8 protein-coding genes are annotated in these 13,633 nt (G+C 70.1%); 3 read left to right on the forward strand and 5 right to left on the reverse strand.

Features of this window, described 5'->3' with window-relative positions; all coding sequences use genetic code 11:
- Nucleotides 1-12 precede the first annotated feature (12 nt).
- Together H4281_RS18120 and H4281_RS18125 are read left to right on the forward strand one after the other, a co-directional pair.
- The gene (locus H4281_RS18120) at nt 13-1,299 is read left to right on the forward strand and encodes an MFS transporter (RefSeq protein WP_182892090.1); all 1,287 of its coding nucleotides are present in this window, start codon (nt 13-15) and stop codon (nt 1,297-1,299) included.
- On the forward strand, nt 1,280-1,900 hold the full coding sequence (locus H4281_RS18125; protein WP_182892091.1) for a nuclear transport factor 2 family protein: 621 nt from the start codon (nt 1,280-1,282) through the stop codon (nt 1,898-1,900). Before H4281_RS18120 ends, H4281_RS18125 begins: the two co-directional genes overlap by 20 nt.
- 150 nt (nt 1,901-2,050) lie before the next feature.
- On the opposite strand, the gene H4281_RS18130 is transcribed toward H4281_RS18125, so the two are convergent.
- The 4 genes from H4281_RS18130 to H4281_RS18145 are packed head-to-tail and all read right to left on the reverse strand — an operon-like array spanning nt 2,051 to nt 6,994.
- Nucleotides 2,051-3,454, reverse strand: a complete 1,404-nt coding sequence (locus H4281_RS18130; protein WP_182892092.1) for an L-fucose/L-arabinose isomerase family protein — start codon at nt 3,452-3,454, stop codon at nt 2,051-2,053.
- A 3-nt stretch (nt 3,455-3,457) separates the two neighbouring features.
- Nucleotides 3,458-4,459, reverse strand: coding sequence for a substrate-binding domain-containing protein (locus tag H4281_RS18135; RefSeq protein ID WP_182892093.1), 1,002 nt, complete (start codon nt 4,457-4,459; stop codon nt 3,458-3,460).
- Nucleotides 4,460-4,481: 22 nt separating this feature from the next.
- On the reverse strand, nt 4,482-5,471 hold the full coding sequence (locus H4281_RS18140) for an ABC transporter permease (protein ID WP_182892094.1): 990 nt from the start codon (nt 5,469-5,471) through the stop codon (nt 4,482-4,484).
- Nucleotides 5,468-6,994, reverse strand: a complete 1,527-nt coding sequence (locus tag H4281_RS18145; protein WP_182892095.1) for a sugar ABC transporter ATP-binding protein — start codon at nt 6,992-6,994, stop codon at nt 5,468-5,470. Before H4281_RS18145 ends, H4281_RS18140 begins: the two co-directional genes overlap by 4 nt.
- A gap of 442 nt (nt 6,995-7,436) precedes the next feature.
- Here H4281_RS18145 and H4281_RS18150 point away from each other — a divergent pair, with 442 nt between their 5' ends.
- Nucleotides 7,437-12,899, forward strand: a complete 5,463-nt coding sequence (locus tag H4281_RS18150; RefSeq protein ID WP_182892096.1) for an ATP-binding protein — start codon at nt 7,437-7,439, stop codon at nt 12,897-12,899.
- A gap of 43 nt (nt 12,900-12,942) precedes the next feature.
- Here H4281_RS18150 and H4281_RS18155 read toward each other — a convergent pair.
- The coding region (locus H4281_RS18155) for an OB-fold nucleic acid binding domain-containing protein (protein WP_376771888.1) at nt 12,943-13,633 on the reverse strand (691 nt) is incomplete at its 5' end.

The following is a 13,633-nucleotide window of genomic DNA, read 5'->3' on the forward strand; positions in this document are numbered from 1 at the left end:
GGAGGTCCTCACATGGACACCACGGAGGCATCCGCAGGCACAGCCCTGCCCGGACATCCGGCCGTTTCCCGCTACCGCTGGGTGATATTGGCCAGCTGCTGGCTTGCTTTCACCCTCATCTACATCAACCGCACCGCGTGGTCGGTGGTCGCCGTCGACGCTTCGCATTCCCTCGGGCTTTCCGTGGCCCAGCTCGGGATCTTCGCCACGGCGCTGTCCATCGGCTACGTCGTCACCAACATCCCCGGCGGGGTCGTCGCCGACCTGATCGGCGGCCGCATGGCGGCCGGAATCTCCTTGGTGGCGGCGGGAATCCTGACCTTCGCGTTCGGCTCAGTCAAGAACGTCGGCGTGGGAATCGCGATCCAGATCCTCATCGGGCTGGTCAGCGGCGCCGACGTCGCGTCCTTCACGAAGCTGATCAGCCGCTGGTTCCCGCCCCGCGAGCGCGGTACCGCGTTCGGCCTGTACATCACGTCGACCGCGCTGGGCGGGGTGATCGCGAACGCCTCCATCCCGGAGTTGCTGACGGTGCTGCACTGGAACGGCGTCTACTACCTGCTCGGCGCGCTGACCGTTGCTGTCGGCGTGGCGTGCTGGGCGTTCCTGCGAAACGATCCGCCGACCCCGGTCGAACCCGTCGGCGAACCCCCGGCACCAGGCGGCGGCCGTCTCGGCCTGCGCGCGATGTTCGGCAATCGCAACCTCGTCTCGCTCGCGGCGGCCGGTCTCGGCATGCAATGGGCCACCCTCGGTTTCCTGGCCTGGGGCAACTCGCTGATGGTCAAGGCACTCGGCCTGTCCGCCGGGAAGGCCGCGCTGGTGATGGTCATCGTCAGCACGACAGCCATCGTGGTCAAACCGCTGGTCGGCTTCCTGTCCGACCGTGTCCGCGGCACACGCAAGGCGCATCTGATGGTGCTCAGCGGATACTTCACGCTCATCCTGGCCGTGTTCGGGCTGGTCCGGAATTACTCGATGCTGCTCGTGCTCGCACCGCTCCTAGGACTCGGCGTCTACGGCTATACGGTGCTCACGAACTCGACCGTGCCCCAATATTCGGATCCGCGGTTCGTGGGCGGGGCCTTCGGATTCGCCAACACCGCCTGGCAGCTCGGCGGCGTTTTCGCACCGGTCGCGGTGGGCGCGGTGTTCAGCGCCACCGGTTCGCTGTTCCTCGCCCTCGCGGTGCTGGCGGCCGGTCCATTGCTGGGGGTATTCCTGCTCCTGCCGATCCGCGAACAAGCCAAGACCGCGGTCTCCGACGAAGGGAGTTCTCTTGTCCACAGCCGACGCTGACCGCCTCGAAATCCGCGCACTGGTGGAAAACTGGGCCCTGTGGCGAGACGCGGGCGACTGGGAGCGGTTCGCCACGGTCTGGCATCCCGGCGCGAACTGGATGAGCGCGACCTGGTTCCAGGGTCCGGCGACCGAGTTCATCGCCGCCAGCCGCACGGGATTCGAGAACGGGGTGAGCATCCTGCACTTCCTGGGCGGGCACACCGCCGATCTCGCCGGTGATCGCGCGGTCGCCCAGACGAAGATGACCATCAACCAGCGCGCCGACGTCGACGGCGTGACCGTGGACGTCGTGTGCACCGGCCGGTTCTACGACTTCCTCGCGGTGCACGAGCGGCAATGGAAGATCGTGCGCCGCCAGCCGATCTACGAAAAGGACCGGCTCGATGTCGTCGACCCGGCGGCTTCGCTGTCCCTCGATCCAGCGTTGCTCGGCCGCTTCCCGATCGGCTACCGGCACCTCGGCTACGTCCAGACGAAGGCCGGGTTCGCCGTGCGGAACGGCCTTCCCGGCCTGACCGGCGACGCCGTCGAGACGCTGTACCGGCAAGGAGCCGACTGGCTGGCGGGTGCGGACACACCCGGGATCCCGCTCCGCTGAAGTCACCCAGCGGATTGTCTGTGACGGCTCCTTGAGGTAATCAGAGTCAATGGGGGTTCCCCTCGCGTACGTCGGCGGAGCCGGAGCGTGCGCGAGGCGGAGCTGGACGTTGCCGCAGCGAGTAACCTCACCTGGCCGTCGAGCATCCGGTCAGCGACTCCACTCCTCCACCCGCACCCCCATCAACCGAGCCGCCGCGCGCAGTTCCCTCCGCCGGTCCCCCGGCACCGCATGCACGTGGTTCGCCCCGAAGCGCGACAGGAACGTCTCCGAAGCCACCTCCAGCCGCGCGAACGCGTGCGGCCACTCCCGCGTCGACCGCGACACCAGCTCCTCCGTAGTCCGCTCGTCGTAGTTCTCGAACTCCCCCAGCACCAGTTGCAGCCGATACTCCCCGTCCAACCGGCTCAATCGCGCCAGTGTCATCCGGCCCGGGGCGGCGATGTGCTGCACCGAAGCCCCGCCCGCGGGGAAGAAGAACACTTCCGGGTACAGGTGCACCTTCGACAGGTTCTCCGCCGGATCCTCGCTTCGCGCGGCGAACCACGTCGCGTGCTGGCCGGAGTTGCACAGATCCCAGACATCCCGGTCCGGGTGGTAGTGCCGGACGTCCGCGAAAAGCACTGGCGTACCGGTGATCCGGTGCATCAGCTGCATGGTCAGCGCGCCGTCCATGTCCGCTTCGGTGGCCGTGACATGCACCGCCTTGGGACCGTTCCAGTCGTAAGGATCGTTGAGCAAAGCCTCGGCGACATCAGCGGTCGCGAAGTGCTCGGTCAGCTCCGGTTGTGCTTTGATGCCGGAGAAATTCAGGTGCCGTTCAGCGGCGACATCGCGCACAGCAAGGTAAAGGCGCAGTTGGCGTTCCAATAATTCCGGCGTGAGCCGATCTCCGTCGTAGTGCACGGTGGCATGTTCTTCCAGCCATTTCCGCCCGCTGACGGCTTCCGCCGAAGGGCCTTCAGCGCGGCGGACCAGTTCGTACTGGTCGATTTCTTCGACGTCCACCCCGAATTGGCGCATCCACTGGTCGGTATTGGCGACCGCGGTGTTCATGCCCATCGGCCGTCCGCCGAAGCGGCCGAAGGTCGAACCGCGCAGGGAACCGACGGCAGCGGCGGCGCTCGCGTGTGCGCTGACTTCGGCGATCAGCTCCGGGTCGGCAGGCGCGCCCCACAAGCGGGTGTGCGCGCGGCCGATCTGGTCGAGCGCTCCCCCCGCGGCGAGCATCCCGACCAGGCCGGGCTCGGTCGGGTCGGTGCTCGCGACCAGCAGCAGCGGGCCGGGGGTCGCGTCCGCGGCCAGCATGGTGAAGTGCGGGAACGCCCACACCGCGTAGTACAGCACCGTCACGTCCACCGAACTCGCGGCGACCGAGCGCGCGGCCGCGGTCGCGGTGGTGTTCGTGGCGACCAGCCCTCCGGTGACGACGTCGTGGCCCGCCGCGGTCAGCGCGGCGGTGAACTCGTCCGCTTTGGACCGGATGAAGCCGGTGTTCCGCCGGTGCACGTGGTCGCGCCCGTCGGAGACGGCGAGGACACCGATTCGCGCCATAGGTCAGCTCCGGTTCAGTTCGGCGTACACCTGGGCCGCGTTGTCGCGCGTCACCAGGCGGGTGGGCAGGGTCTGCGTCTTGGGCACCGTCTGGCAGTCGACGAGCAGTTTCTTCGCCGCCGCGACGGCTTCCTTGCCGCCGGTGGGATAGATGAACGTGGCCGACAACCGGCCCGCCTCGACCGCTTTGATGCCGCCTTCGGGCACCGGCAGGCCGTCGATGCCGACGATCGGCAGGTCCGCGCGGCCCGCGTTCTGCGCGGCGATGCGCGCGCCCTCGGCCATCGGGTCGTTCTCGGAGAACATCGCCTGCGCGTCCGGATGCGCCTTCAGCAACGCGTCCGCCTGCTGCTGTCCCTTGTCCCGCAACCAATCCGCGTCCGCGCTGCCCACGACGGTGATATTGCGGTCGGTGATGCCCTGGGTGAATCCGTCGCTGCGCTCCTTGGCGGGCGTCGACCCGGCGAGGCCCTTCAGCTCGACGACTTTCCCGCCCCGCGGCAGCAATTTCTCGGCGAAGAACTTGCCCGCCTGACGGCCGATGTCCACATTGTCCGCACCGATGAAGGACGTGTACCCGTCGCCGTCGACCTTCCGGTCCAGCACCAGCACCGGTATCCCCTGGTCGTAAGCCTTCTTCACCACACCGGTCAACGGCGTCGCCTCGTTCGGGCTGATGATCAGCAGGTCGATCCCCTGAGTCAGGAAAGTATTGACCTGCTCGACTTGCTTGGCGTTGTCCTGCGCGGCATCCGCGTAGCTGACACTGAACTGCGGCACTCCGGCCGCCGCCTTGCGGATGTCGTCGTCCATCCGGACGCGATACGGTTCGGCGAGATTCGCCTGGCTCATCCCGATTTTGTATTTCCCGCTCGGGCCGTGGCATTGTTTCGCCGCGGGCGCGGTGCCGGACGACGCGCCCGGCGCGTTCTCGTGGGTGGTGCCGCAGGCGGCGACGAGGGCCAGCCCCGCCAGGACCGCACCGCCGCGGATGATGCCGGACATCTGCTCCCCTTTTCCCGAACGCCTACGCCGCGGCCGGGCGCAGCCGCTGCAGGCCCGCGGCCAGCACGATCACCACGCCGACCACGATCAGCTGGACGTTCGAATCGATGTCGTTGAGCTGGAGGATGTTGTCGAGCACGCCGACCAGCAGGGCGCCCGCGACGGTGCCGGACACCGACCCGCGCCCGCCGGACAGGCTGGTCCCGCCGATCACGACGGCCGCGATCGCGTTGAGCTCGTAGCCGGTGCCGTCGTTGGGCCCGCCGAAGTTGTACTGTCCCGCGTGGACGATCCCGGCCAGCGCGGCCAGCAGCCCGCACAGGCCGAAGACCAGCACTTTCACCCGGATCACCGGCACCCCGGACAGCACCGCGGCCTTCTCGTTGCCGCCGATCGCGTACACGTGCCGCGAGAACGCGCTCGCCCGCAGCACGAGCACCGCGAGCGCGGCGACGACCACGAAGAACAGCGCCGGGATCGGCACCACGCCGCCGAACGTCCGCTCGCCCAGCAGCGAGAACGGCACCGGGGCCTGGCCGGGACCGGACCCGTAGGCGATCGAAACTCCCTCGCCGCCGGACCACATCCGCGCGATCCCGCGGGCGATCTGCATCCCGGCGAGCGTCACGATGAACGACTGGATCCGGAACCGCGCGCTCGCGATCCCTTGCAGCAGACCGAAACCGAAGCCGAGCGCGAGAATCGTCAGCACGCCCGGCACGAGTCCCCAGCCGCCGCTGGTGAGCAGCAGCGCGACGCCGACGCTGGCCAGCCCCATCACCGAGCCCACCGACAGATCGATGCCGCCGACGAGGATCACCAGCGTCATGCCGACCGCGATGATGCCGATCTCGGAAATCGCGCGGACGACGTTGAACAAGTTGCCGCTGCCGAGAAACACCAGTTCCCCGTCCCGGTGCGGCGAGAAGACGATCGCGGCGGCGAACACCAGCACGAGCCCGAAGACGCTCTGGAAGCGGAACACCGCGGCCAGCACGGCGCGCCCGTTCACCGGACGTCTCCCATCGACGCGGCGAGCAGTTCCGCCTCGCCGGCCCGCGCCGTGTCCAGTTCGTGCACGCTCCGTCCGCCGCGCAGCACCACCACGCGGTCGCACACGCCGACCAGCTCCGCCGGTTCCGACGACGCCAGCAGCACCCCGACGCCGCTCCGCGCGGCCTCGCCGAGCAGCCGGTAGATCTCCGCCTTCGCCCCGACGTCCACGCCGCGCGTCGGCTCGTCCAGCAGCAGCAACGCCGGTTCGGTGAGCAAAGCCCGGCCCAGCACCACTTTCTGCTGATTCCCGCCGGACAGCGAACCCACCGGATCGGCGAGCGACCCCAGTTTCACCCCGAGCCGCCCCGCTTCCTCCCCGGCGACCGTCCGCTCGCGCCGGCCGGGAACGATCCCGAACCGCGCCAGCCGGTCCACAATGGACAGCACGGTGTTCGCCACGACGGAATGCTCCAGCGCCAGCCCCGCGATCCGCCGGTCCTCGGGCACGAACGCGATCCCCGACCGCAGCGACCGGCGCGGCGAACGCGGCCGGAACTCCTTGCCGCGCAGAAAGATCCGGCCGCTCGAAAGCTTTCCCCCGGAAGCGCCGTACAGCGCCTCCAGCAGCTCGGTCCGTCCCGCGCCGAGCAATCCGGCGATACCGACGATCTCGCCGGCCCGCACGGTGAGACTGATCCCGTCCGGCTCCCGCCGCCCGGCGCGCGGCCGCATCACGAGATCCTCGACGCCCAGCACGTCGTCCTGATGCGGCGAGGGCACGCTGTCCGCGCGGAACATCAAGTGCACCGGACGGCCCGCCATCGCCTCCGCGGCCCGTTCGGCGGTCAGCTCCGCCGCGCTGAACTCCGCGACGACCTCGCCGTTGCGCAACACCGTCGCCCGGTCCGCGACCCGCCCGATCTCGTCCATCCGGTGCGACACGTAGACGATCGCCGCCCCGTCCGCGCGCAACTGGTCGATGACCGTGAACAGGCGCTCCACCTCGCGCGGCGACAGCGCCGACGTCGGTTCGTCCATCAGCAGGATCCGGGCGTCCAGCGACAGCGCCTTCGCGATGGTGACGAGCTGCTGTTCGCCGGTGCGCAGCCGTTCTACCGGCGTGCGCGGGTCGAGGTCGACGCCGGAGCGCTCCAGCACCTCGCGCGTGGCCGCGACCATCCGCCGCCGGTCGACCGTGCCGCCGCGGGTGTGCGGTTCGCGGCCGAGAAAAACGTTCTCCGCCACGGAAAGCGCGGGGACGAGGTCCAGTTCCTGATGGATCATCGCGACCCCGGCGCGGCGCGCGTCGGCCGGGCGGGCGAACCGGACCGCCTCCCCCGCGATCCGGATCGCCCCCTCCCCCGCGGCGATCTCCCCCGACAAGATCTTCAGCAGCGTGGACTTGCCTGCCCCGTTCTCGCCGAGCAGCGCGTGCACCTCCCCCTTCGCCGCGGTGAAGTCCACCGCGCCCAGGGCACGCACCCCGCCGTAGGTCTTGCTGACGCCGGCCAGTTCGGCCAGCGCGCCGCCTTCGCCCATGCCCCGCCTCTCGGCCCGCCCCGTGTCGAGAAATCGATTACCCGCGACGGTAGGGGTGGCCCGCCGGAGTGTCAAGTGTCACATTTTCCCCGCTCAGGGGAGCCTCAGCTCCGATTTCGTCCGGCACGCTCCGCGCCGCCGCCTGAACTGCGGGTGACCCCTGTCCGACCCCCTGGAAACGCCTGGCCGTCCAGCTGCCTCCGCCCCTGGTCAGCCGGGCGTGATTTGTGGCATACCTCGCGATAAACGAGGCCGGAACGACGTGACACGAGCCGTTTTTGGCGGGTTTCTACAAACCGGCAGGCGCGGCATGCGTCATCCGCGACATTGGTGTACCCGGCGGTAAGGGAGCAATGTGTACGACGAAGACAGGCGACGTTCCGGCGGGTCCGGCGTCGCCTGCTGTGCGTGGTGCAGTCAGGTTCACTGGGAGGCTTTGTCCGTGTTCAATCGCGTCGCCATCGTCAACCGCGGAGAGGCCGCGATGCGGTTGATCCACGCCGTCCGGGACTTGTCCGCCGAGACCGGGCGACGGATCGAGACGGTCGCGCTCTACACGGACGCGGACGCCACCGCGACTTTCGTCCGCGAAGCCGACGTCGCCTATTCGCTCGGCCCCGCCTCCGCGCGGCCCTACCTCGACCTCGCCAAACTGGAGAAGGCGCTGGTCGAGACCAAGGCCGACGCCGCGTGGGTCGGCTGGGGCTTCGTCGCCGAGGACCCGGCGTTCGCCGAGCTGTGCGAGAAGATCGGGGTCGCCTTCGTCGGTCCCAGCGCGGACGCGATGCGCAAGCTCGGCGACAAGATCGGCGCGAAGCTGATCGCCGAGGAGGTCGGCGTCCCGGTCGCTCTGTGGAGCGGCGGCGAGGTCGCGACCCTCGAGGAAGCTCTCGCGGCGGGCGACAAGATCGGCTACCCGCTGATGCTCAAGGCCACCGCGGGCGGCGGCGGGCGCGGCATCCGCAAGGTCGAGTCGGCGGGCGACCTCACCGAGGCGTACGAGCGCACCAGCCAGGAAGCGCTGCGCGCGTTCGGCAGCGGCGTCGTGTTCCTGGAGCGCCTGGTCACCGGCGCGCGGCACGTCGAGGTCCAGGTGATCTCCGACGGCGAGACCGCGTGGGCGCTGGGCGTCCGCGACTGCTCGGTGCAGCGGCGCAACCAGAAGATCATCGAGGAGTCGGCGTCGCCGGTGCTCGGCGCGGAGCAGACCGCCGAGCTCAAGGCGTCGGCCGAGCGGCTCGCGGTCGCGGTCGGCTACCGCGGCGCGTGCACCGTCGAATTCCTTTACCACCCCGGCGACCGGATGTTCGCCTTCCTCGAGGTCAACACCCGCCTCCAGGTGGAACACCCGATCACCGAGATCACCACCGGCACCGACCTGGTGCGGCTGCAGCTGCACGTCGCGTCCGGCGGCAAACTCGAAGGCGCGCAGCCGGAGGAGTCCGGGCACGCCGTCGAGGCGCGGCTCAACGCCGAGGACCCGGACCGCGACTTCGCGCCGTCCCCCGGCCGCATCGCGCGGCTGCTGCTGCCCGCCGGCCCGGGCATCCGGGTCGACACCGGCGTCAGCGAGGGCGACACGATCCCCGCCGACTTCGACTCGATGATCGCCAAGATCATCGCCTACGGCCGCGACCGCGACCAGGCGCTCGCGCGGCTGCGCCGGGCGATGTCCGAGACGTCCGTGCTGATCGAGGGCGGCGCCACCAACAAGAGCTTCGTGCTCGACCTGCTCGACCAGCCCGAGGTGATCGACGCCAGCGCGGACACCGGCTGGATCGACCGCGTCCGCGCCGAAGGCCGTCTCGTCACCACGCGGCATTCCGCGGTCGCGCTCGCCGCGGCGGCGATCGAGGCCTACGAGGACGACGAGGAGGTCAGCCGCCAGCGCCTGCTGTCCACCGCGTTCGGCGGCCGTCCGCAGGTGCGCCACGAAATCCGTCCGCTGGACCTGAAACTGCGCGGCGCGTCCTACCGGGTCACCGTGGCGCGCACCGGGCCGAAGCGGTTCCGGGTCGGCGTCAGCGGCGGCGGCGAGGTGCATCCGGCCGATGTCGAACTCGAACGGTTCGACGAGTACAGCGGCCAGATCACCGTCAACGGCACCCGGTTCCGGCTCGTCACCGGCACGCACGGGCCGACCCACCTGGTCGAGGTCGACGGCATCACCCACCGGATCAGCCGCGACGAGGGCGGCGTCGTCCGCTCCCCCGCGCCCGCGCTGGTGGTCGCCACGCCGGTCGCGGTGGACGACGAGGTCGAGTCCGGTGCGCCGGTGCTCGTGCTGGAAAGCATGAAGATGGAGACGGTGCTGCGCGCGCCGTTCCGGGCCAGGGTCAAGGAACTCCCGGTGTCGATCGGCAGCCAGGTGGAGACCGGTGCTCCGCTGCTGCGCCTCGAACCGCTGGCCGACGAAGCCGAGGACGAGGCCGCCGCGCAGGCCGAGACCGCCGAGATCGACCTGCCCGCCGAGCAGGACGGCACGAGCGCGGCCGACCGGGTCGAGCGCGGCAGGCAGGACCTGCGCAGCCTGCTGCTCGGGTTCGACGTCGACCCGCACGACCAGGGCCGGGTGCTCAGCGGCTATCTGTCGGCGCGTGCCGACCTGCCTGCCCGGCCGCTGGAGGGCGAACTCGAACTGCTCGGCGTGTTCGCCGACCTGTCCGAGCTGAGCCGGAACAAGCCCGCCGCGGACGACCTCAGCGCGTCGAGCCCGGTGCACAGCGCCCGCGAGTACTTCCACACCTACCTGCAGAGCCTCGACGTCGAGCGCGCCGGGCTGCCGGAGAAATTCCAGGGCAGGCTGCGCCGCGTGCTCGGCCACTACGGCGTCGGCGACCTCGAGCGCACGCCGGAGCTGGAAGAGGCAGTATTCCGGATTTTCCTTGCCCAGCAACGGGCTTCGAGCGACAGCGCGATCGTGTCCGCGCTGCTGCGGCAATGGCTCACCGAGGCCCCGCCGTCGGCCGAGCTGCGGGAGACGGCCGGGCTCGCGCTGGAGCACCTGGTCGCCGCCACCCAGCTGCGGTTCCCGGCGGTCAGCGACCTCGCCCGCGGCGTGGTGTTCCGCTGGTTCGCGCAGCCGCTGCTGCGCCGGGCGCGCGCCGAGGTGTACGCGGAGATCCGCGGCCATTTGCGCTACCTCGACCGCAACCCGGACGCGGCCGACCGCGCCGAGCGGATCTCCGGCATGGTGTCGAGCAACGAGCCGCTGGTGCGGCTGCTCGGCCAGCGGATCGGGCGGCCGGGCGCGGACCCGGCCCCGATGCTGGAGGTGCTGACCCGGCGCTACTACGGCAACAAGGCGCTCACCGACGTGCGCGTGCGCGAGGTCGCGGGCTGCTCGTTCGTCACCGCTGAGCACCCCGAACCGGCGCGCGTGGTCACCACCGCGGTCGACTTCCCGCGACTGCCGGACGCGATGCGCGCGGTGGCCGAGCTGTCCGCCGACGCCGGGGTTCCGGTCGCCGCGGACGTCTATCTCAAGTGGACCGACCAGCCCGACAGCGACGCGATGGCCGGGAAGCTGGGCGAAATCGTCGCGGCGCAACCGCTTCCGGCCGACGTCGACCGGGTCGTCACCACGGTCGCCGGTGGCGGCGGCGCGGTGATGCACCACCACTTCACCTTCCGCCGCACCGAATCCGGCTTCGCCGAGGACCGGGTGATCCGCGGGCTGCACCCGCGCGTCGCCGAGCGGCTCCAGCTGGAGCGGCTGCAGGAATTCGACCTCACGCGGCTGCCGTCGGCGGACGAAGAGGTGTACCTGTTCACCGGCACCGCGAAGACCAACCCGGCCGACGAGCGGCTGATCGCGATGGCGCAGGTCCGCGACCTCACGCCGCTGCGCGAGGCGGACGGCAGGCTCGTGTCGCTGCCCTCGGCCGAGGACACGCTCGCCGCGTGCCTCGACGCGGTCCGCAACGCGCAGGCTCGGCGTCCGGCGAAGAACCGGTTCGACACCAACCGGATCGTCATCTACGTGTGGCCGCCGAGCGACCTGACGATGGACGAGCTGAACCTGCTCGCCCGCCGCGTCCTGCCGACGACCGCGGGCGCGGGCCTGGAGGAGATCCAGTTCCTCGCCCGGCAGCGGAACGCGGAAACCGGCGAGCTGACCGACATCGCGGTGACGGTCCGCAACGAGGTCGGCGCGGGCGTGCGGCTGTCGGTCGAGGCCCCGAGCACCGAACCGGTGCAGCCGCTGGACGACTACCGGCAGAAGGTGCTGCGCGCGGCTCGCCGCGACACGGTGTACCCGTACGAGCTCACCGAACTGCTGGCGGGCGGCGGGTCCTTCGAGGAGCACGATCTCGACGACACCGGCGCGCTGGTGCCGGTCGACCGGCCGCGCGGGCAGAACAAGGCGGGGCTCGTGGCAGGCGTGGTCAGCACGCCGACCGAGCGGGTGCCCGAGGGCGTCAAGCGCGTGGTGCTGCTGGGCGACCCGACGAAGTCGCTCGGCGCGCTGGCCGAACCGGAGTGCACGCGGGTGATCGCGGCGCTGAACCTGGCCCAGGAGCTGCGGGTTCCGGTCGAATGGTTCGCGCTGTCGTCCGGCGCGCGGATCTCGATGGAGTCCGGCACCGAGAACATGGACTGGGTCGCGGCCGCGTTGAAGCGGATCGTGGAGTTCACCCAGGACGGCGGCGAGATCAACATCGTGGTCGCCGGGATCACCGTGGGCGCGCAGCCGTACTGGAACGCCGAGGCCACGATGCTCATGCACACCAAGGGCATCCTGGTGATGACGCCGGATTCGGCGATGGTGCTCACCGGCAAGCAGTCGCTGGACTTCTCCGGCGGCGTGTCGGCCGAGGACAACTTCGGCATCGGCGGCTACGACCGCGTGATGGGCCCGAACGGGCAGGCGCAGTACTGGGCGCCGAACCTCGCCGGGGCGCGCGACGTGCTGATGGCGCACTACGCGCACACCTACGTGGTGCCGGGCGAAGCGGGCCCGCGCCAGGCGGTCACCACCGACCCGGCAGGCCGCGACGTGTCGGACTACCCGCACGCCGTCGTCGGCAGCGACTTCGCCACCGTGGGCCAGATCTTCTCCGCCGAGCACAACCCGGACCGCAAGAAGCCGTTCGACATCCGCACGGTGATGCGCGCGCTGTCCGACCAGGACCACCCGGTGCTGGAGCGCTGGGCGGGCATGGCGGACGCGGACACCGCCGCGGTGCAGGACGTGCACATCGGCGGCCACCCGGTGTGCCTGCTGGGCATCGAATCGCGTTCGGTGCCCCGTCGCGGTTTCCCGCCCACCGACGGCCCGGACACGTTCACCGCGGGCACGCTGTTCCCGAAGTCGTCGAAGAAGGCGGCCCGCGCGATCAACGCGGCGAGCGGCAACCGTCCGCTGGTGGTGCTGGCGAACCTGTCCGGCTTCGACGGCTCGCCGGAGTCGATGAAGAAGCTCCAGCTGGAGTACGGGGCCGAGATCGGCCGCGCGATCGTGAACTTCGAAGGCCCGATCGTGTTCACGGTGATCTCGCGCTACCACGGCGGGGCGTTCGTGGTGTTCTCGAAGGCGCTGAACCCGAACATGACGGTGCTGGCGCTGGAGGGCTCGTTCGCCTCGGTGCTCGGCGGCGCTCCGGCGGCCGCGGTGGTGTTCGCCGGCGAGGTGAAGACCCGGACGGCGAACGACCCTCGGGTCGCTGAGCTGCAGAAGCGGCTGGGCGAGCTGAGCGGGGCCGAGCGGGCTGCCTGCGCGGCCGAGCTGGCCGAGGTCACGTCGTCGGTGCGGGCTGAGAAGCTCGGCGAGGTGGCGTCGGAGTTCGACCGGGTGCACAGCATCCAGCGCGCGGTCGAGGTCGGGTCGGTGGACGCGATCGTGAGCACGGCGCAGCTGCGGCCGCGGATCATCGAGGCGATCGAGCACGGGCTCAAGCGCTGAGGCGGTCGTGAGTGGCAATCCCGGTTAGAACCGGGATTGCCACTCACGAGGCCACGGTGATCCCCCGGATGGTTTTCACCTCGCCCAGCAGCGCCGGGGTCACCTTGACCGAGTACCCGTCCAGGGCGTACCGCTGCTCCCCCACGTGCAGGTGCACCGGCGTATTCCCCTGGTGCGCCAGCAAAGTCTGCTTGAGTTCCAGCACCACCGGCAGCGTCACCTTCTCCGCCCGCGTGTGCAGCACCAGCGGCGTTTCCCCGAGTTCCGTGAGGTCCAGCGGCGCCAGGTCCGCCCCGAAGACCGACATTCTGTCCTCCCGCCAGTTCACTCGGCCCTTCACCAGCACCGCGTTGTCCTCCACCAGATCCGCCGCGCACAACGCGTACGACTTGGCGAAGAACAACACCTCAAGAGACGCGTCCAAATCCTCGACCGTGCAGATCGCCCAGGGTTCGCCCTTTTTGTTCACCCGGCGCTCCAGCGAAGTGATCAACCCGGCGACGACGAGTTCCCCCTCCTTGGGTGGATTGTCGATGATCGCCGCGATCGGGCGGGGTGCGTGTTTGCGGAGGACGCCCTCGGCGCCGTCCAAGGGGTGGGCTGAAACGTAGAGGCCGAGCATGTCCCGTTCATGTGCCAGCAACTGTTTGCGCGGCCACTCTTCGGCAGTGAATTTCACGTGCGACAACGGAGAAGACGCCGGTTCCTTGTTTTCTCCGCCGAAGAGGTCGAAT

The sequence above is a fragment of the Amycolatopsis dendrobii genome (assembly GCF_014145675.1).
Classification (GTDB): Bacteria; Actinomycetota; Actinomycetes; order Mycobacteriales; family Pseudonocardiaceae; genus Amycolatopsis; species Amycolatopsis dendrobii.

Coding starts and splice junctions, on each gene's coding strand:
- H4281_RS18135 (WP_182892093.1), bottom strand. CDS start 4,459: ATGTCCGGCATCATCCGCGGCGGTGCGGTCCTGGCGGGGCTGGCCCTC.
- H4281_RS18145 (WP_182892095.1), bottom strand. CDS start 6,994: ATGGGCGAAGGCGGCGCGCTGGCCGAACTGGCCGGCGTCAGCAAGACC.
- H4281_RS18120 (WP_182892090.1), top strand. CDS start 13: ATGGACACCACGGAGGCATCCGCAGGCACAGCCCTGCCCGGACATCCG.
- H4281_RS18130 (WP_182892092.1), bottom strand. CDS start 3,454: ATGGCGCGAATCGGTGTCCTCGCCGTCTCCGACGGGCGCGACCACGTG.